Source organism: Rhizobium sp. BK313 (assembly GCF_014193655.1).
Taxonomy (GTDB): domain Bacteria; phylum Pseudomonadota; class Alphaproteobacteria; order Rhizobiales; family Rhizobiaceae; genus Rhizobium.
The window spans coordinates 1-19,340 of sequence record NZ_JACHZQ010000015.1 but is presented as its reverse complement, the minus strand read 5'-3'; the positions used below and the strand labels follow the sequence as shown (position 1 = coordinate 19,340).

19 protein-coding genes are annotated in these 19,340 nt (G+C 58.0%); 10 read left to right on the top strand and 9 right to left on the bottom strand.

Annotated elements, in window-relative coordinates; genetic code table 11:
* Positions 1–31: 31 nt before the first annotated feature.
* From dnaQ to FHT86_RS36650, 5 genes are read right to left on the bottom strand one after another with little or no spacing between them, the layout of a single operon-like run.
* Positions 32–748, bottom strand: coding sequence for a DNA polymerase III subunit epsilon (gene dnaQ / locus FHT86_RS36670; RefSeq protein ID WP_133708695.1), 717 nt, complete (start codon positions 746–748; stop codon positions 32–34).
* A 1-nt stretch (position 749) separates the two neighbouring features.
* The gene (gene coaE / locus FHT86_RS36665; RefSeq protein ID WP_133708696.1) at positions 750–1,367 is read right to left on the bottom strand and encodes a dephospho-CoA kinase; all 618 of its coding nucleotides are present in this window, start codon (positions 1,365–1,367) and stop codon (positions 750–752) included.
* A complete protein-coding gene (locus FHT86_RS36660) occupies positions 1,367–2,224 on the bottom strand; it encodes a shikimate dehydrogenase (RefSeq protein ID WP_133708697.1) in 858 nt (285 codons plus the stop codon). Before FHT86_RS36660 ends, coaE begins: the two co-directional genes overlap by 1 nt.
* The gene (locus FHT86_RS36655) at positions 2,217–2,816 is read right to left on the bottom strand and encodes a Maf-like protein (protein ID WP_133708698.1); all 600 of its coding nucleotides are present in this window, start codon (positions 2,814–2,816) and stop codon (positions 2,217–2,219) included. Before FHT86_RS36655 ends, FHT86_RS36660 begins: the two co-directional genes overlap by 8 nt.
* Positions 2,817–2,850: 34 nt before the next feature.
* Positions 2,851–3,672, bottom strand: coding sequence for a pyruvate, water dikinase regulatory protein (locus FHT86_RS36650; protein ID WP_133708699.1), 822 nt, complete (start codon positions 3,670–3,672; stop codon positions 2,851–2,853).
* A 401-nt stretch (positions 3,673–4,073) separates the two neighbouring features.
* Between FHT86_RS36650 and hemE the strand changes: the two genes are divergently transcribed.
* From hemE to FHT86_RS36610, 8 genes are all read left to right on the top strand, one after another.
* Positions 4,074–5,108, top strand: a complete 1,035-nt coding sequence (gene hemE / locus FHT86_RS36645) for a uroporphyrinogen decarboxylase (protein ID WP_133708700.1) — start codon at positions 4,074–4,076, stop codon at positions 5,106–5,108.
* A 4-nt stretch (positions 5,109–5,112) separates the two neighbouring features.
* Positions 5,113–5,667 carry a protoporphyrinogen oxidase HemJ gene (gene hemJ, locus FHT86_RS36640; RefSeq protein WP_133708701.1) on the top strand — a complete coding sequence of 185 codons (555 nt, stop codon included), beginning with the start codon at positions 5,113–5,115 and terminating at the stop codon, positions 5,665–5,667.
* 201 nt (positions 5,668–5,868) lie between these two features.
* On the top strand, positions 5,869–7,134 hold the full coding sequence (gene rho / locus FHT86_RS36635; RefSeq protein ID WP_133708702.1) for a transcription termination factor Rho: 1,266 nt from the start codon (positions 5,869–5,871) through the stop codon (positions 7,132–7,134).
* A 148-nt stretch (positions 7,135–7,282) separates the two neighbouring features.
* Positions 7,283–8,602, top strand: coding sequence for a tRNA uridine-5-carboxymethylaminomethyl(34) synthesis GTPase MnmE (gene mnmE / locus FHT86_RS36630; RefSeq protein ID WP_246779839.1), 1,320 nt, complete (start codon positions 7,283–7,285; stop codon positions 8,600–8,602).
* Positions 8,603–8,710: 108 nt separating this feature from the next.
* Positions 8,711–10,591, top strand: a complete 1,881-nt coding sequence (mnmG, locus tag FHT86_RS36625) for a tRNA uridine-5-carboxymethylaminomethyl(34) synthesis enzyme MnmG (RefSeq protein WP_133708704.1) — start codon at positions 8,711–8,713, stop codon at positions 10,589–10,591.
* A 25-nt stretch (positions 10,592–10,616) separates the two neighbouring features.
* Entirely contained in the window at positions 10,617–11,234 is a 618-nt protein-coding gene (gene rsmG, locus FHT86_RS36620; protein WP_133708705.1) for a 16S rRNA (guanine(527)-N(7))-methyltransferase RsmG, read from the top strand.
* 20 nt (positions 11,235–11,254) lie between these two features.
* Positions 11,255–12,052 (top strand): ParA family protein, encoded by a 798-nt coding sequence (locus FHT86_RS36615; protein WP_133708706.1) that lies wholly within the window; start codon positions 11,255–11,257, stop codon positions 12,050–12,052.
* Positions 12,053–12,083: 31 nt separating this feature from the next.
* Positions 12,084–12,968: a ParB/RepB/Spo0J family partition protein gene (locus FHT86_RS36610; protein ID WP_133708707.1), complete on the top strand. Its 885-nt coding sequence runs from the start codon at positions 12,084–12,086 to the stop codon at positions 12,966–12,968.
* A gap of 15 nt (positions 12,969–12,983) precedes the next feature.
* On the opposite strand, the gene holA is transcribed toward FHT86_RS36610, so the two are convergent.
* Genes holA through leuS form a run of 3 tightly spaced genes read right to left on the bottom strand, consistent with a single transcriptional unit; the run spans position 12,984 to position 17,177 of the window.
* Positions 12,984–14,021, bottom strand: a complete 1,038-nt coding sequence (gene holA, locus FHT86_RS36605; protein ID WP_133708708.1) for a DNA polymerase III subunit delta — start codon at positions 14,019–14,021, stop codon at positions 12,984–12,986.
* 14 nt (positions 14,022–14,035) lie between these two features.
* Positions 14,036–14,557: an LPS assembly lipoprotein LptE gene (gene lptE, locus FHT86_RS36600; RefSeq protein ID WP_133708709.1), complete on the bottom strand. Its 522-nt coding sequence runs from the start codon at positions 14,555–14,557 to the stop codon at positions 14,036–14,038.
* Positions 14,547–17,177: a leucine--tRNA ligase gene (gene leuS / locus FHT86_RS36595; protein ID WP_133708710.1), complete on the bottom strand. Its 2,631-nt coding sequence runs from the start codon at positions 17,175–17,177 to the stop codon at positions 14,547–14,549. The genes lptE and leuS overlap by 11 nt, the downstream gene beginning before the upstream one ends.
* Before the next feature lie 200 nt (positions 17,178–17,377).
* On the opposite strand from leuS, the gene FHT86_RS36590 reads away from it, so the two are divergent.
* A complete protein-coding gene (locus FHT86_RS36590; protein WP_133708711.1) occupies positions 17,378–18,037 on the top strand; it encodes a YggS family pyridoxal phosphate-dependent enzyme in 660 nt (219 codons plus the stop codon).
* A 72-nt stretch (positions 18,038–18,109) separates the two neighbouring features.
* On the opposite strand, the gene FHT86_RS36585 is transcribed toward FHT86_RS36590, so the two are convergent.
* A complete protein-coding gene (locus FHT86_RS36585) occupies positions 18,110–18,814 on the bottom strand; it encodes a DUF1013 domain-containing protein (protein ID WP_133708712.1) in 705 nt (234 codons plus the stop codon).
* 222 nt (positions 18,815–19,036) lie between these two features.
* Between FHT86_RS36585 and FHT86_RS36580 the strand changes: the two genes are divergently transcribed.
* A partial coding sequence (locus FHT86_RS36580; RefSeq protein ID WP_281413766.1) for an acetyl-coenzyme A synthetase N-terminal domain-containing protein occupies positions 19,037–19,340 on the top strand: 304 nt, incomplete at its 3' end.

The following is a 19,340-nucleotide window of genomic DNA, read 5'->3' as shown; positions in this document are numbered from 1 at the left end:
GGCATTTTCTTTTGGCGGCTTGAAATATTCTTCAGTTCAAAGCGCGGTATTTCGACCAGATGCCTTTTTCGCCAAGCTTGGCAATCAGCGCGGCGTGATCTTCCAACTCGGTCTGGCTCAATCTGCCTGCCAGAGGCTTCGGCCGCACGAGGATATCCGCAACGATCTCTCCCGCATCGTCGGCCTGCCGGGACCGTGCGGATGAACCGTTGATGCTGCCGAGGCCAAGAGCCGTCTGCCGTCCGCCGATCATCTCGATATAGACTTCCGCCAGCAGCTCGGAATCGAGAAGCGCGCCGTGTTTGGTGCGGTGGGAATTATCGATGCCATAGCGCCGGCAGAGTGCATCCAGTGAGTTCGGCCCCATCGGATGTTTGCGCCGCGCCATGGCCAGCGTATCGATCACCGTGTCGGGCAGGATCGGCGGCCGGCCGAGCCGCGCGAATTCGGCATTCACGAAGCCCATGTCGAAAGTCGCATTATGGGCGATCCACTTCGCTTCGCCGAAAAACATGAGGATCTCCTCAACAACATCGGCAAAGGGCGGCTTGTCCTTCAAGAATTCGTCGGTGATTCCGTGCACGGCAAGCGCATCCGGGTGAACCTTGCGGTCGCCGGGATTGATATAGAGATGGATGGTCTTGCCGGTGGGAAAATGATTGAAAAGCTCGATGCCGCCGATTTCGATGACGCGGTCGGCTCTGTTGTCCAGGCCGGTCGTTTCCGTATCGAAAATGATTTCGCGCATATCAGGGCTCTCCGCCAGTAGGTTCGTTATCCGCCGACTGCTGCCGCAGGTCCGCTATGATGTCTCTGACCTGCTTCCGCGCCGCGTCCATGCTGTGGCCGGTGTCGATGATGTAATCGGCCCGTGCCCGCTTCTCCGCATCCGGCGTCTGGCGGGAGAGAATCATATTGAATTTTTCCTCAGTCATGCCCGGTCGGGCAAGCACTCTTTGCCTTTGAATCTGTGGATCGCAGCTGACGACGACGATTTTGTTGACCCTTTCATCGGCGCCGGTCTCGAACAGGAGCGGAATATCGAGCACGACGATATCCGCCCCGGCGGCACGTTGATGGTCCAGAAACGTCCGCTCGCGCTGTCGGACCAGCGGATGGACGATGGCTTCCAGTCGTTTGAAACCGGAGGGGTCGGCAGCAAGTTTGCGGCCAAGCTCCTGTCGATCGACAGCCCCATCCTTCGTCGTTCCTGGAAAAGCGGCTTCCACCAGAGGGACGGCCTCGCCGTTGTAGAGATCATGCACCACTGCGTCGGCGTCATTTACGGGGATACCGGCTTCGGCGAAGAGCTTCCCCGACGTCGATTTTCCCATGCCGATCGATCCGGTGAGGCCAACGCGGATCATCAGTGCTTTTCCATATCGGCGATGATTAACGCCCGCAGCGCCTCATCGACAACGGGACGCTTGCCGAACCATTTTTCGAATCCTGACACAGCCTGATGCAACAACATGCCGAGACCGTCGACAATGGCAAAGCCCTGTTCTTCGGCCTGGGCAAGCAACGGGGTTTTCAACGGCACATAGACGATGTCGGTGACAACAGCATTTTCAGCCAGCGGCGAAAAATCGATCCGCGGTGCCGTCTCGCCGTCCATGCCGAGCGAAGTGGTATTGACGAAGAGGCCGGCCCCCCGCATCACCTCATCCAGTGCTGCCATCGGATGGGCTTGGACGCGTTCACCGAATCGATCCGCCAGATCCTGTGCCCGTTCGACAGTACGGTTGACAACGTGAATTTCTTTGATGCCACGATCCCGGACCGCCTGGATGACGGCGCGGCTGGCGCCGCCCGCGCCCAGGATCACCACCCGGCCGGTATGATCCCAACCGGGATGTCGCTCGTCCAGATTGGCCGTGAAACCGCGGCCGTCGGTGTTGGTCGCATGCAGCAAGCCGTCCTGAAGCCAGAGCGTGTTCGAAGCACCGAGCTCCGCGGACAATTCATCCGGTCGATCCGCCAGCCTGAATGCCGTCTCCTTGTGCGGGATCGTCACATTGCCGCCGACGAAGCCGCTCGAGCCGTCCTTCAAGGAGGCGATGAAGGCCGGAAAATCATCCGGCGAGACTTCATGCGCGCGATAACTGCCCACGAGATCGAGTGTTCGCAGCCAATGGCCATGGATCAGCGGTGAGCGCGAATGCTTGATGGGATAGCCCGTGACAAAAGCATTAGGGCCCAATGTTTCACGTGAATCACCCATCGATCACTCCGAGTTCGCGAAGCTGCTGAAGGAGCGGCAGCATCGGCAGTCCGACGATGGTAAAATAATCGCCGTCGATTTTCGAGAAAAGCTGTATCCCTTCAGCCTCTAGCTGGTAGGCACCGACACTCGACAGCGCCTTGTCGCCAACCCGGCTCAGGTGGCGATGGATAAAATCGAACGAGAGTTTGCGCATGGTCAATTCGGCGTGGGACACATGTTCCCAGATAATATCGCCGTTGCGCGCCAGCGCGATGGCGCTGTTCAGACGATGTGTCTTGCCGGATAAAGTGTGCAGATGGTTTTCAGCATCTGCCATCGTCTTGGGCTTGTGGAAGACCTGATCGCCGAGCGACATCGTTTGATCGGAGCCGATGACGAGCGAACCGGCGAAACGATCACTCACCTCTTTCGCCTTGGCCTTGGCGAGCACCAGCGCCACGGCATCCGGTCCAGCGCCATCCCGCTCCAGCGGTGCCTCGATCGCGCGTTCATCGATGTCAGCCGCAACTGCTTGGAAATGCAGGCCGGCATTTTTCATCAACATCTGCCGGAATGGGCTGGAAGAAGCGAGGATGAGCGGCGCTGTCATTCGGATGAACCTCGGGAATCATGATATCCAGCGCTTAGCGCAGCTTCGGGCGCAGAGCAACAATGGCAGCCGCGGTCTCTTCGATCGAGCGGCGGGTGACGTCGATGATAGGCCAATTGTGCCGGGCGCAGAGCGAGCGGGCATATTTAAGCTCCTCGGAGATTGTCGCGCGGTCGATATAATCACCGCGATCGAAACCGGCTGTTGCTCCGAGAATGCGATTTTCGCGAACCTGCGATATCCGGTCGGTGGTCGCCACCAGCCCGACGATCAGCGGTTTGGTCGCCTGGATCAAGTTCTCGGGCAAGGGCACACCATGCACGATCGGGATATTGGCGGTCTTGATGCCTCTGTTGGCCAGGTAGATGCTGGTCGGCGTCTTCGATGTCCGGCTGATGCCGATAATGACGACATCAGCATCGTTATAGTCATCCGGCATCTGCCCATCATCATGATCCATGGTGAAGTTCAGCGCTTCGATGCGGGCAAAATAATCGGCGTTCATCACATGCTGGGCGCCGACCCGGCGGCGCGAGGCCGTACCGAGATAGGTCTGGAAGACATTCATCACCGGCTCGAGGACATTGACGCAGGGCACGCCCATCTCTCGACAACGCTCATCGATAAAATCGGCAAGCTCACGGTCGACGATCGTATAGAGGACAATTCCAGGACTATGATCGATCGCTTCGAGTACCGGCAGAAGCTGCTTGCGGTTCCTGATCAGCGGATAGACATGCTCGATCGGCTGGCTGGCATGGAATTGCACCGATGCGGCGCGGCCTGCGGAGATTAGAGTCTCGCCCGTTGAGTCAGAAATCAGATGCAGATGAAAGAAGCTTGTCCGGTTTTCCACGCTACTTTCCATCACCTGTTGATATCTCGGGAGAAAAGAGAGGTACGGGAACCGCCCGGTCGGGGGCAAGTGGAAAACCGCCGACTTTTCCACATTTCGGTTTTTCGCGAAGGGTCTTCATCGGCGCTTGTGGGCAACGTGGATAATCTGTTTTCCGCTGCCCGGCTCCCCAGCTTATCCCCAGGACGGTTCAAAGCAGAGGACGAGCCAAGTTGCTAAAAAGATTGATCTAATTATTCCGCTTTCCACATATCCCATAAATGCCCCGATGGCTTTGCGGAAGTGCGCATGGGTACGCGACAAATTGGACAAGGCGTGGATGAATTTTAATCCTTGATAGTCACCGACTCTAAGAAATAGAAACCTTAGATATATCTTTAGTTTTTATATGGGATAATGTCTTGAGCGATGAACGCCGGAAGATCATGAGGGTGCTCAACGGAGAAACGTTGACGCCTCCCCCTCTCTGGCTGATGCGCCAAGCCGGTCGCTATCTCCCGGAATACAGGGAGACACGGGCGAAGGCAGGGAGCTTCCTCGAACTCTGTTACAGTCCAGAGCATGCGGTCGAAGTGACGTTGCAGCCGATCCGGCGGTATGGCTTCGATGCTGCAATCCTGTTTTCCGACATCCTGGTGATTCCCGATGCATTGAAACGCAATGTCCGGTTTACCGAGGGGCATGGGCCAGAGATGGATCCCATCGATGAAGCGGGCATTCGAGCGCTGAAGGTCGACGGCGTGCTTAGGCACCTCGCTCCGGTGATGGAGACGGTACGGCGGCTGCGGAGCGAGCTGCCCGAGGAGACGACGCTGCTAGGCTTCTGCGGGGCGCCTTGGACCGTTGCGACCTATATGATCGCCGGCCACGGGACGCCCGATCAGGCCCCTGCCCGGCTCTTCGCCTATCGGCATCCAAACGCGTTCGAGCATCTGCTGCTGCTGCTGGCCGATATTTCCGCCGACTATCTGGTGGCCCAGATCGATGCCGGCGCCGACGCTGTGCAGATCTTCGATTCCTGGGCGGGTGTGCTTGGCGAGACGGAGTTCGAGGCTTTCGCCGTCAAGCCGGTTGCCAGGATGATCGCTTCCGTGAAGTCGCGGCGGCCGCAGGCCCGGATCATCGCCTTTGCCAAGGGCGCGGGATATTTGCTGAAGACCTATCGGCAGAAGACAGGCGCGGATGCGATCGGTCTTGACTGGTCGGTGCCGCTTGCCTTTGCCAGGGAGCTGCAACAGGACGGGCCGGTGCAAGGCAACCTCGATCCAATGCGCGTGGTTGCCGGCGGTAAGGCGCTCACGGACGGGATCGACGAGATCCTGCAGCATCTGGGTCACGGCCCGCTGATCTTCAACCTCGGCCATGGCATCACGCCGCAGGCCGATCCATCGGACGTTGCCGCCTTGGTCGAGCGCGTGCGCGGATGGAGGGGCTGAATAGATGGGTGAGCAATCGAGGGAAAAGCAGATAGATCCTCGCCCGGGCGCCTATGCCAGCCGGCGCGCATATTTCATGATCCTGCTGTTCGTGGCGTTGGCGATCGGCCTGTTCGCCTGGCATCCGGACAATCTCTACCTCTGGATCAAGGCTTTCCACATCATCGCGGTGATCTCCTGGATGGCCGGGCTATTCTACATGCCGAGGCTTTTCATCTATCACACCGATGCAGAGCCAGGCTCTCAGCAATCGGAAACATTCAAGGTGATGGAGCGGCGGCTTTTGCGGGTGATCATGACGCCGGCTATGATGCTGACATGGGTTTTCGGACTTTATCTCGCCTGGTCGGTCTATGATTTTCAAGGCGGTTGGCTGCATGCCAAGATCGGTCTCGTCGTGCTGCTCACCGGCGTGCATATGTTTTTCAGCCGCGCCGTTGGGGCTTTCGCCCGCGATGAAAATCGGCATTCCGCCCGCTATTGGCGGTTTATGAACGAGGCGCCCACGGTGCTGATGATCCTGATCGTGATCCTTGTGGTGGTGAAGCCATTTGGCTGAAATAAACAGTAGAACTTAGCGTCGAAGTTAAATTTCCTTCATTTTGCTGGCCCCCCTTGCGGGGCACAAAGTGAATCGCTATTTTCCCGCCATCTCTTCTTCGTGGCATGTATCAGTTCTGTCGCCCGCGAATGCCCTCATCGCGGTTCTGAATACGACCAACATTGCCTTTCCCCTTCTAAAAACAGAGTAAATCCCTTCATGGCTGAAATGAAGCTTCAAGAACTTAAGAACAAATCCCCGACCGATCTCCTGGCTTTTGCCGAATCGCTCGAGGTCGAAAATGCCAGCACGATGCGCAAACAGGAACTAATGTTTGCCATTCTAAAGGTGCTTGCTAGCCAGGACGTGGAAATTATCGGCGAAGGCGTTGTCGAGGTCCTGCAGGACGGATTCGGCTTTCTTCGCTCCGCCAATGCCAACTATCTGCCGGGTCCGGACGATATCTATATCTCCCCGTCGCAGATCCGCCGCTTCTCGCTAAAGACCGGCGATACGGTTGAGGGACCGATCCGCGGACCGAAGGAAGGCGAGCGCTATTTCGCGCTGTTGAAGGTCAACACCATCAATTTCGACGATCCGGAAAAGATCCGTCACAAGGTCCACTTCGACAATCTGACGCCGCTTTATCCGAACGAGCGATTCCGCATGGAGCTCGACGTTCCGACCACGAAGGATTTGTCGCCACGCGTCATCGATCTCGTGGCGCCGCTCGGCAAGGGACAGCGCGGTCTGATCGTGGCACCGCCGCGCACCGGTAAGACGGTGCTGCTGCAGAATATCGCCCATTCGATCACCGCCAATCATCCGGACTGCTATCTGATCGTTCTTCTGATTGACGAACGTCCCGAGGAAGTGACGGACATGCAGCGCTCGGTGCGCGGCGAGGTCATCTCGTCGACCTTCGACGAACCAGCTGTCCGCCATGTGCAGGTCGCGGAAATGGTCATCGAGAAGGCCAAGCGCCTTGTCGAACATGGCCGTGACGTTGTCATCCTGCTCGATTCGATCACGCGTCTCGGCCGTGCCTACAACACCGTCGTCCCCTCCTCCGGCAAGGTTCTGACCGGTGGTGTCGACGCCAATGCGTTGCAGCGCCCGAAGCGCTTCTTTGGTGCAGCGCGTAATATCGAAGAAGGTGGGTCGCTGACGATTATTGCGACCGCGCTGATCGATACCGGTAGTCGCATGGACGAAGTAATCTTCGAAGAATTCAAGGGCACCGGTAACTCGGAAATCGTTCTCGACCGCAAGGTCGCTGACAAGCGCATCTTCCCGGCGATGGACATTCTTAAATCCGGCACCCGTAAGGAAGACCTGCTGGTGCCGCGTCAGGATCTGCAGAAGATCTTCGTTCTTCGCCGTATCCTTGCGCCGATGGGCACCACGGATGCGATCGAATTCCTGATCGACAAGCTGAAGCAGACGAAGAATAATCCGGACTTCTTCGACTCGATGAACACGTAATACTTAGCCGGATTCACCATCGCTCTTGAGCGGTGTAAGCTGAAGCGAAATTGTCGGGTCGCATCGTGCGGCCCGATTTTGTTTGTATAACCGTGAGATGAGTCTTCGATCGCCTCAGGGCGAATCGATTCGGATGCGGATCAATTCTATGCACGATTTCAACGATACGATCTTTGCGCTCTCCAGCGGCGGTCTGCCGGCCGGTCTCGCAGTCGTACGAATCAGCGGGCCGGAGGCCCTATCTGCGACGAGAATATTGGCTGGGTCGCTGCCGGAGCCTCGGCAGGCGGCACTCAAAACGATTCGCACACGAAATGGTCTTATTGTCGACCAGGGTCTGGTTCTGATTTTCCCTGGTCCGGCGTCCTTCACTGGCGAGGATTGCGCGGAAATTCACGTTCACGGCGGCAAAGCCGTTGTCGCGACGCTTCTCGGAGAGCTTGCGTCCTTCGAAAAGTGCCGGTTGGCTGAACATGGCGAGTTTTCACGCCGGGCCCTTGAGAACGGCAAGATGGACCTTGTCGAAGTCGAAGGCCTGGCCGATCTCATTGCGGCTGAGACGGAAATGCAGCGTCGATTGGCAGTGGAGCATGCTGCAGGGGGCCTTTCCAGGCTTTATGAGGGATGGGCGGATCGTCTGACGCGAGCGCGAGCGCTGATCGAAGCGGAGTTGGATTTTGCCGATGAGGATGATGTTCCCGGTTCTGTGTCCGATCTGATTTGGGCGGATATGGCAGAGCTGCAGTCCGAACTATCTGCGCATCTGGCCGGCGCCGATTTCGGCGAAATTGTCAGGGATGGGTTGAAGGTCGTAATTGCCGGTGCTCCGAATGCCGGGAAGTCAAGCTTGATGAATGTACTGGCGCGGCGAGAGGTGGCGATCGTGACCGATATTGCCGGGACGACGCGCGACGTCTTGCATATCGATCTCAATATCGAAGGATATGCGGTGAAGCTGTATGACACCGCCGGTTTGCGTGAAACAAAGGAAGTCATTGAACGTGAGGGAATCAAGCGGGCCCTGAAGACGGCGGCCGAAGCGGATATCATCCTGTCCCTGGCTGAGATCGGGACCGAGGCCCAAGCGGATTTTCCAGGTTTCGATGGTAGGGTCTTTCGTATAGGCACCAAGTCGGATATCCATCCTGTCGACGGTGAAAAATACGATCTCTGCATTTCCTCCGCGACCGGTGCCGGTCTGACGGCGTTGCATCAACTGTTGGTTAATGATTTGCAAACGCGATCCGCGGCTCTGTCGCTGGCACTGCCCAGCCGCTTAAGGCATCGGACGCTATTGACGGATAGCCTGGAGACGTTGACGCGGGCGGTGAATTCGGTTTCTGCTGGGTTGGATATACGCGCGGAATTCCTGCGGCAATCTGCGCATAGTTTGGGCCGGATCACAGGGAGGGTCGATGTCGAGGATCTTCTTGACGTTATATTCTCCGAATTCTGCATTGGTAAGTGATTCACGTGAAACACGGTTTCGGACAGGCCGCCGAGAACGTTTCACGTGAAACCTTCTTGACTCCTGAATTTGGTGTGCCAAACAGGCGGCAATACCGAGGGCTTTGAAATGCTCGACAAAATATTTGATGTGATTGTTGTAGGTGGTGGACATGCGGGCAGTGAGGCTGCAGCCGCAGCCGCACGTTTGGGCGCGCGCACGGCGCTCGTCACGCATAAGCGCGACACGATCGGGGTGATGTCGTGCAACCCGGCGATTGGCGGTTTGGGCAAAGGCCATTTGGTTCGGGAGATCGATGCGCTGGATGGCTTGATGGGTCGCGTTGCGGATGCAGCGGGTATTCAATTCCGCATGCTGAATCGGAAAAAGGGTCCCGCCGTTCGTGGCCCGCGCACCCAGGCTGATCGCAAGCTTTATCGGCTTGCCATGCAGGCTGAGATTACGGCAATCGATAACCTGGATGTGATTGAGGGAGACGCTTTTGATCTGACCATCGATGATGGCCGGGTTTCAGCGGTGGTTTTGAAGGATGGGCGGGTCTTCCGGTGTGGCGCTGTCGTTCTAACGACCGGCACCTTCCTTCGTGGTCTGATCCATATTGGCGACAGGAAGATTCCGGCTGGGCGTGTCGGCGAGGAGCCGTCTGTGGGGCTATCGGCCACCTTGCAGCGCTATGATCTAACGCTTGGCCGCCTAAAGACAGGAACGCCGGCGCGCTTGGATGGCAATACCATTGATTGGAATTCCGTAGGTCGCCAGGGTGCCGATGACGAGCCGGTGCCGTTTTCATTCATGACGGATAGCATCGTGAATCCGCAGATCGAATGCGGGGTGACGCGGACGACGCCGGCGACACATAAGATCATTGCCGACAACCTCATGCGTTCGGCAATGTATTCCGGTCAGATCGAAGGCGTCGGGCCGCGCTATTGCCCGTCGATCGAAGATAAGATCGTTAAATTTGGCGAGCGAGACGGCCATCAGATTTTTCTGGAGCCCGAAGGATTGGACGATACGACCATTTATCCGAATGGGATATCTACCTCGCTTCCCGAAGAAGTGCAGGATGCCTTTATCCGAACCATTCCGGGTCTGGAACGAGTTCGAATGCTGCAGTGCGGCTACGCCATTGAATATGATCATGTCGATCCGCGCGAATTGAAGCCTTCGCTTGAAGTGATGAAGATTCACGGCTTGTTTTTGGCGGGACAGATCAATGGGACGACCGGTTATGAGGAGGCGGGGGCGCAGGGATTGATTGCTGGTCTGAACGCTGCGCGTTTAGCCTCAGGCGGCGAGGCAATCCGGCTCAGCCGCACGGAATCCTATATTGGCGTGATGATTGACGACCTTACGTCACGCGGAGTGGCTGAACCGTATCGAATGTTTACCTCTCGTGCGGAATACCGTCTGTCGCTGCGTGCTGATAATGCCGATGTTCGCCTGACGCCGCTTGGCTTGTCCATTGGCTGTGTCGACGTGAATCGCGCATTGCGCTTTAGCGAATACATGGAAAAGCTCGAGCGAGCGCGTTTCCAATTGAAGGGATTGACGGTCACACCCAGCGAGGCGGAAAAGGCCGGACTGCATCTCAACAAGGATGGTCAACGCCGATCGGCATATGACCTCTTGTCCTATCCGGAGCAGTCCGTCGAATCACTGTCCGGTCTGTGGCCGGAATTGCGCTTGATGGATCGTCGCGTTGTGGATGCTGTCGAGATCGAGGCTGCCTATGCCGTCTATATGGACCGGCAAGCTTCGGATATCGTGCAGGTGCGGCGCGAGGAAGAGCGTGTGATACCCGCGGGTTTCGATTTCTCCGCTCTATCCGGCTTGTCGAATGAGTTGAAGCAAAAGCTGACGGCGGCGCGACCGAAGAATATTGCGCAGGCGTCGCGAATTGAAGGAATGACGCCGGCAGCGATATCGCTCTTGCTTGCCTATCTGCGCAAGCTGGACGGAACCGCGGAGCGGAAGCTGGTTTCCTGACATTGCAAGGTGTGAGAGTCCTGCCATGGAATTAAACGGTGTGCGTGTTTCACGTGAAACACAAGGACGGTTGCAGCACTTTGCTGAGCTCTTCCAAAAATGGGCGAAGACCATCAATCTGGTCGCGCCGTCAACTGTCGATGACCTCTGGCGGCGTCATATAGCGGATAGCGCACAGATTTTTCAACTTCACCCGAAACCGTCGCATTGGGTCGACCTCGGAAGCGGCGGCGGTTTTCCCGGCATCATTACCGCGATTCTCCTCTCAGAGCAGGCGGACGGGCACGTCGATCTGGTCGAAAGCAATCAGAAAAAGGCGGCGTTTCTGCGGGTTTGCCTTAGGGAATGTGAGGCCCGCGGTGCGGTTCATGCCATCCGCATCGAAGAAGCGCCAAAGGTCATTCCTAACTGCGATGTGATCTCGGCACGAGCCCTTGCCGAGCTGGATGTGCTGCTCGACTACGCGGCGCCGTGGATGGAGCGGAATGAAAATATACGTTTGTTGCTGCATAAAGGCCGGGATTACGAGCGCGAGGTCCAGAAAGCCCGTGGTCGTTGGGAATTCGATCTGGTAAAACACAGCAGTGTTGTCGAGCGAGATTCTGTTGTTTTGGAGTTAAATCGCCCTCGACGTCGAACTTAACCATAATTGGATATGCGGCAATGATCGGCGAGCGAAACCGGATTATTACTATCGCAAATCAAAAGGGTGGCGTCGGCAAGACAACCACCGCGATTAACCTGGCCACGGCGCTGGCCGCCATTGGCGAACGTGTTTTGATTGTCGACCTTGATCCGCAGGGCAATGCGAGCACGGGTCTGGGTATCGAGCGACGGGACCGCAAGATATCGTCCTATGATCTTCTGGTTGGCACGCATACAATTCTGGACACGGTTCAGGAGACCGCGGTTCCCAATCTCTACATCGTCCCCTCGACGATGGATCTGCTTGGCATCGAGATGGAGATTGCTCAACAGCCTGACCGCGTCTTTCGGCTGCGCCGGGCTCTGAACGGCGCAGGCGCCACCGCTTTCTCCTACATACTGGTCGATTGCCCGCCTTCTTTCAATCTGTTGACAATGAATGCCATGGCGGCCGCTCACTCGGTTCTGGTGCCGCTGCAATGCGAATTCTTCGCCTTGGAGGGTCTCAGCCAATTGCTGGAGACCGTCGATCAGGTGCGGCGCACCGTCAATCCCCTCCTCGATATTCAGGGGATTGTGTTGACGATGTTTGATTCCCGCAACAATCTCGCCCAGCAGGTCGTCAACGATGTGCGCACGCATTTAGGCGAGAAGGTCTACCATACGTTGATTCCCCGCAACGTTCGCGTGTCCGAAGCGCCCTCTTATGGCAAACCTGCGATCCTTTACGATCTGAAATGCGCTGGCAGCCAAGCCTATCTGCAACTGGCGTCGGAAGTGATCCAGCGGGAGCGGCAGCGTAAGGCGGCGGCCTGATCTATTGTTTGTTCTGGAGTGAGTAATTGCGATGAATGATGATCTTTCGAAACGGCGCCTTGGGCGCGGCTTGGCAGCTCTCATCGGAGAGATGGATCAGCCGACGCCTGTGGAAGCTGGCAGGCCGGGGGTCAATCCGGATCGCATGGTGCCGATCGAATTCATCAGCCGCAATCCAAAGAATCCTCGTCGCTATTTCGACGAAACCGAACTGCACGATCTTGCCAGTTCCATCCGGCAACATGGTATCGTACAGCCGGTCGTCGTGCGTACCGTCTCGATCGATCGCTATGAAATCATAGCCGGCGAGAGACGCTGGCGCGCGGCGCAGCTGGCCGGCCTAATTGAAATTCCGGTTATCGTCCGCGATGTCGATGACAAGACGGCTCTGGAAATCGCCATTGTCGAAAACGTTCAGCGCGCCGATCTCAATCCCTTGGAAGAAGCGCTGGGCTATGAACAGTTGATTGCCGAACACGGCTATACGCAAAACGATCTTGGCGAGATCATCGGCAAAAGCCGCAGCCATGTCGCCAATTCGCTGCGGTTGCTGAAGTTGCCGGAGCCGGTTCGCGACATGCTCGCCGGTGGTAGCCTTTCCGCGGGTCACGCCCGCGCGCTGGTTTCCACGTCCGATCCGGCCGCGCTCGCCCGCACGATCGTTTCCAGGGGCATGTCCGTGCGCGATGCCGAGCGACTGGCGCAGAATGATATTAAGGCTCAAAACGATCCGCGGCCTGCCGGTGCCCGCAAGGATGAGAAGGATTCCGATACGCTGGCGCTGGAAAGGACATTGTCCGACACCCTTGGACTGGATGTCACGATCAACCATCGCGGCAGCGGCGGCCAAGTGAAGATTTCCTACAAGACCCTGGAGCAACTCGAGGAAATCTGCAGGTTGCTGGAGCGGCGCTGAGCTGTTTTGGGTGAATCAGCCCTTGCGGGCTGATTGCAGCGTGGTCGCCAGCAGCGTCTGCGTGGCGATTGTGTCTTCCAGGCTGGCGCGTTGCCTGGTCTGAAGGACAGCGGCCTGCAGCCGATTCATTTCACGGGCAATTGCCGGGGCAGTCCAGCTTTTCAGAGCCTGCTCGATGATCGGTTTGCGGCGAAAGTGCAGATGCCGGCCGAGAGTCTGCATGACTTGCGCCGGCTGGACGCGCTTTTCATCCATTTCCGTGCGCATCATGTCCAGCAACTGAAATTGCCTCAGGCAACCCTGCAGCACCAGAAACATCGGTGTCTTGGAGGAAGCGATCTTCTGCATCGCATGCAGAAAAGCTTCCGAATCGCCTTTGAGAATGGCATCCACCGCGTCGTCCGCTGATATGGCGCTGGCGTCGCCGATGATATCGGTAACGTGTTCCTCTTCGATCGTCCCCTGCCCGCGGCAATAAAGCGCCAGTTTTCGTACCTCATTGCGCGAAGCGATGCGGTCACCACCCAACAATTCCAGCAGGATCTGGCGCGCCGCCGGCGTGATGCGCAGATTTTCATTTGCCAGCTCAGTGTCGATGAGGCTATTAAGCGCGCGAACATCGTCGGCATAACAAGGAATGGTTGCGACCGTCCGAGAAGCCTCGGCTACTTTGCGAAGGCCGGAGCCTTTTTTTAGATCACCGGCCTCGATGATGACAAAACTGGCATCGGGCGGATTGTCGGCAATGATCTGCAGTGAATCGACCAGGGCTTTCTCGTTTGCGGCACCGCGAATCCACACCAGTTTTTCGCCACCGAACAGGCCGATGGCGTTGACTTCGTCGAGCAGGCGGCCGGCATCGTTCTGAAGATCGCCGACATCAAGTTTGATCAGGGAAAAGGGGTCGCTAAGATCGACGCTGGTCTTGCCGGCTATTTGCCCCGCCCGCTCCGATACGAGACCGCGATCCGGGCCATAGATGACAAAGAGGCGATAGTTGCGCGCGGCGTTTTGAAGAAATCCATCAAACTCGTGGGATTTGATCTCAGCCATGCCGCGCGCTCATATCAGCGGCTAAGCGCTGCAGCGATGTCGGCGCCCACCAGCTCGGCGACTTCGCGCGCGGCGCGGTCTTCCGAATCGCGAATAGCCCGTGCCTTGGCAAATTCCTGGGTCGGGAAGTCCACTAGCGATGTGACTGCGCGACTGCCGGATTTCAGAACCTTGCCGTCGCTGGCGTTCTTCAGCGTGAACGATGCAGTCACCGTCGTGCGGCCGGCGGCTGACGTATCGGAGGAAGGCAGGTAGAGAACACCGGTGGTGCCGGAGCTGACGCTCAGATCGACCGTGTATTTCGGGGTCTTGGTTTCGCCAGCACCGCGGCCGGCGATGAAGATCAATTGATTGCGAACTGCCTGACCGACGCGTGTACCGGCGTCGGAAAAGGCAACGTCGGCGAGCTTCTGCGTGACGCCGGTGCTCTCGGCATAAAGCGGCCGAACCTGGCAGGAGGATAAAAGACCGGCAGCGGCAATCACAGACGCAACGCCTGCAGCGCGAGCGAGCTTGAAAAGATTATCAGACGACAATGTTCACGATCCTCTGTGGAACGACGATGATCTTCTTTGGCGCCTGACCATTCAATGCGCTTCCGACGGCATCCAGGGCGAGTACAGCCTCTTGCACGGCATTCTGATCTGCATCGCGCGCAATTGTCAATTCGGCGCGCTTCTTGCCGTTGATCTGTACCGGATACACGATCTCGTTCTCGATGACGAGCACTTCGTCGTATGTCGGCCAAGTGCTCATGGCGATTAGATGCGTGTTGTCGAGTGCTGCCGAGCATTCCTCCGCCAGATGCGGCGTAATGGGCGCGACCAATGCGATCAGGATCTCGACCGCTTCACGGACAGCGGAGCGGTAGGCGGCATCCGTCTCGCCAGCAGCAACCTTGGCCAGTGGAGCAGCCAGTGCGTTGACGAATTCGTAGATGCGCGCGACTGCCTTGTTGAAGGCAAGCTTGTCGTAGTCGCCCTGAACCGCCTTCAACGTGCGGTGGGCGATCTGTGAAATCGCCAGCGCTTCGCCTTCCTTAGCCGGAGTCGAAACGACCGCGTTCAGCGCGTCAGCCGCCTCCGACACCAGGCGCCACATGCGTTGCGTGAAACGATGCGCGCCCTCGACGCCCGCTTCCGACCAGATGACGTCGCGGTCAGGCGGCGAATCGGACAGCACGAAGAAACGAGCCGTATCGGCACCGTAGGAGGCGATGATATCGTCCGGGTCGACGACGTTTTTCTTCGACTTCGACATCTTCTCGATCGCGCCGATGGCGATCTCCTCACCGGTCGACAGCAAAGTCGCGCGCCTCTGGCCGTCGGCTTCCTCGATACGGATGTCGGCCGGCGACACCCATTCGCGCGTTAGCCCATGGCCGCGGCTGTAGGTCTCGTGAACCACCATGCCCTGCGTGAACAAGCCCTTGAAGGGTTCCTTGGCTTCGACATGGCCGGTCTCGCGCATGGCACGGGTGAAGAAGCGGGAATAGAGCAGATGCAGGATCGCATGCTCGATGCCGCCGATATATTGATCGACCGGCAGCCAGCGATCGGCCGCAGCCTTGTCCGTTGGTTCGTGTTCCCACGGTGCGGTGAAGCGGGTGTAATACCAGCTCGAATCGACGAAGGTATCCATGGTGTCGGTTTCGCGACGGGCATCCTTGCCGCATTGCGGGCAGGCGACATGGCGCCATGTCGGATGGCGGTCGAGCGGATTGCCCGGCTGGTCGAAGGTGACGTCATCAGGCAGCTTGACCGGCAGATCCTGCTTCGGCACCGGCAAGATGCCGCAATCCTCACAATGGATGACCGGGATCGGGCAACCCCAATAGCGCTGGCGCGAGATGCCCCAGTCGCGCAGGCGGAAATTCACCTTGCGTTCGGCCTGCGGCGCATTGCCGAGGCTTTCGGCCGACAATTTCGCCGCCACCGTTTCAAAAGCTTCCTCCGTGCTCATGCCGTCGAGGAAGCGCGAGTTGATCATGACGCCGTCGCCGTCATAGGCGATATCGCCGATGGTGAAGCTTGCGGCGTCACCATCCTTCGGCATCACGACGGGCACGACCGGCAGGTGGTACTTGCGCGCGAAATCCAGGTCGCGCTGGTCGCCCGACGGGCAGCCGAAGATCGCGCCCGTGCCATAATCCATCAGCACGAAATTGGCGATGTAGACCGGCAGCTCCCAGGAGGGGTCGAGCGGATGGCGGACGCGGATGCCCGTATCCATGCCCTTCTTCTCGGCGGTCTCCAATGCGGCAAGCGATGTGCCGGCACGGCGGCACTCTTCGCAGAAGGCATCGATAGCCGGATTCATGGCCGCTGCTTCCTTGGCGAGCGGGTGGTCGGCCGAAATCGCCAGGAAAGAGGCGCCGAACATCGTGTCGGGACGCGTGGTATAGACACTGATTTCGCGTTCGGCGTTCGGCGAGGTCTCCGGCACGATCTCCCAGCGGATCGTCAGGCCCTCAGAACGCCCGATCCAGTTCTTCTGCATCAGCCGCACTTTTTCGGGCCAGTGGTCGAGCGTATCCAGCGCGTCCAGCAGCTCCTGGCTGAATTCGGTGATCTTGAAGAACCATTGCGTCAGTTCGCGCTGCTCGACGAGCGCGCCGGAGCGCCAGCCGCGGCCGTCGATGACCTGCTCGTTGGCGAGCACGGTGTTATCGACCGGGTCCCAATTGACCTTGGACTTCTTACGGTAGACCAAGCCCTTCTGCATCATGTCGATGAAGAGCATCTGCTGGCGATGGTAATAGTCGACATCGCAGGTGGCGAACTCGCGGCTCCAGTCCAGCGACAGGCCCATGGCCTTCAACTGCGCCTTCATCGAGGCGATGTTCTGGTAGGTCCATTCCTTCGGATGCACCTTGTTGTCGCGGGCGGCGTTTTCCGCCGGCATGCCGAAAGCGTCCCAGCCCATCGGATGCAGGACATTGTAGCCGCGGGCGCGCTTGTAACGGGCGACGACGTCGCCCATGGCGTAGTTGCGCACATGGCCCATATGGATGCGGCCCGACGGATAGGGGAACATCTCGAGGACGTAATATTTCTCGCGCGGATCGGCGTTGTCGGTGAGGAAGACCTTCTCGTCGTTCCATTTCTGCTGCCAGCGAGGCTCGGCATCGCGCGGATTATAACGTTCGGTAGCCATTTGATCTTGTATTCCGGAAAATCATGGGGAGTTGGCCGTGACCTTCATCACGAAACCAACCAAGCGTCAAGTTTGGCGGGTGCGGCAAGTGCCTTATCTTGCAAAGCAAAGCCGGATTCTGCGGCATCGGCCCTTGGCAAAGGCCGCCTGCCTCATTACTGCAAAGTCGTAGGATTAGGCTTAAATATCGAGGCAAAAAGATGGAACTTCAAGAGCGGTTGGATGCGGTTCGTGCCCATATTGCCGCGGCGGAGCGTCAGGCCGGGCGGCCGGCGGGCGCCGTGCAACTTGTCGCGGTTTCCAAGACCTTCGATGCCGAAGCGATCCGCCCGGCAATCTCGGCCGGCCAGCGGGTGTTCGGCGAAAACCGCGTGCAGGAAAGCCAGGGCAAGTGGCCGGTGCTGAAGGCCGAAACATCCGGGATCGAGCTGCATCTGATCGGGCCGCTGCAATCGAACAAGGCGGCGGATGCCGTGGCGCTATTCGACGTCATCGAAACGGTCGACCGGGAAAAGATCGCCCGCACCTTGGCCGACGAGATGAAACGCCAGGGCAAGGCGCTGAAGCTCTATGTGCAGGTCAATACCGGCCTGGAGCCGCAAAAAGCCGGGATCGCGCCTGACGATACGATCGCTTTCGTCGATTTCTGCCGAAAGGAGCTTGGACTTTCGATCGAGGGGCTGATGTGTATCCCGCCAGCGGATGATAATCCGGGGCCGCATTTCGCGTTGCTGGCCAAGCTCGCGACTAAAGCCGGTGTCGAAAAGCTCTCCATGGGCATGTCGAGCGACTACGAGATTGCCGTTGCCTTTGGCGCTACGAGCGTCCGCGTGGGCTCTGCGATTTTCGGGGCAAGATAAGTTCCAGCCGCCACAAAAAAATAAAGCCCCGGTCGAAAAACCAGGGCTTCGAATCAGAGGACCGATCGCGTCTCAATACCGATCGTCGTCATCGTCCGGTGTGGTGGATTTCAGCGACTTCAGCTTGGCGAAGACGGCGTCGGCGTCGATTTCCTTTTCCTTCTCGTCCTCGCGGTCATAGCTGAAGCCGAGCTTCTCGGTCTCCTGCGCTGGCTGCAGCGTCGCGCCGAGTTCGGCGGCAGTCGGCAGCGGGCGGCCCTTGGCGGCCTTTTCCACTTCCATGTCGAGGTCGATCTGGCTGCAGAGGCCGAGCGTCACCGGATCCATCGGCGTCAAGTTCGTCGAATTCCAGTGCGTACGGTCGCGGATCTGTTCGATGGTCGACTTTGTGGTGCCGACGAGGCGGGAAATCTGCGCATCCTTCAGTTCCGGGTGGTTGCGCACCAGCCAGAGAATGGCGTTCGGCCGATCCTGGCGCTTGGAGACCGGCGTATAACGCGGGCCGCGACGCTTGGATTCCGGCACGCGAACCTTCGGTTCGGAAATCTTCAGCTTGTGGTTCGGATTGGCTTCGGCGCGCGCGATTTCGTCGCGCGAAAGCTGGCCGGTGGCGATTGGGTCAAGGCCCTTAATGCCCTGGGCTGCTTCACCATCGGCAATGGCCTTGACTTCGAGCGGATGCAGCTTGCAGAACTGCGCAATCTGGTCGAACGACAAGGCTGTATTGTCGACAAGCCAGATGGCAGTTGCCTTCGGCATGAGCAATTGTTGAGCCATGGATATAGTCCTTCTGTCAGTCCGCGCCGGTGTCGCGGTCCGGGGTGTAACACCACATTGTCCGGGAAATATGGCCCTATATAACCGCAGCGTTGCGGAATTGCAATTCTTTGCGGATGAAATGCGCTTTGTCCAATTGCTGTCGTAACTTGAGCTGCTATTGATTGCATGGAATGAGCACCCATAATCTCGAAAGAGGGTGCCAAGATCGAGGAGGAAACCATGTCGGAAAAGATTCATCCGGTGACGAAGCCGGTTAAAGCGCGCGCTTTGATCGACGCGGCGAAATATCAGAAATGGTACAGGCAGAGCGTCGAGGATCCCGACAAGTTCTGGGGCAAGCACGGCCAGCGGATCGACTGGTTCAAGCCCTATACAAAGGTCAAGAACACGTCCTTCACCGGCAAAGTCTCGATCAAATGGTTCGAAGACGGTCTGACCAACGTTTCCTACAATTGCATCGACCGCCACCTGAAGAAGAACGGCGATAACGTGGCCTTCATCTGGGAGGGCGACAACCCCTATA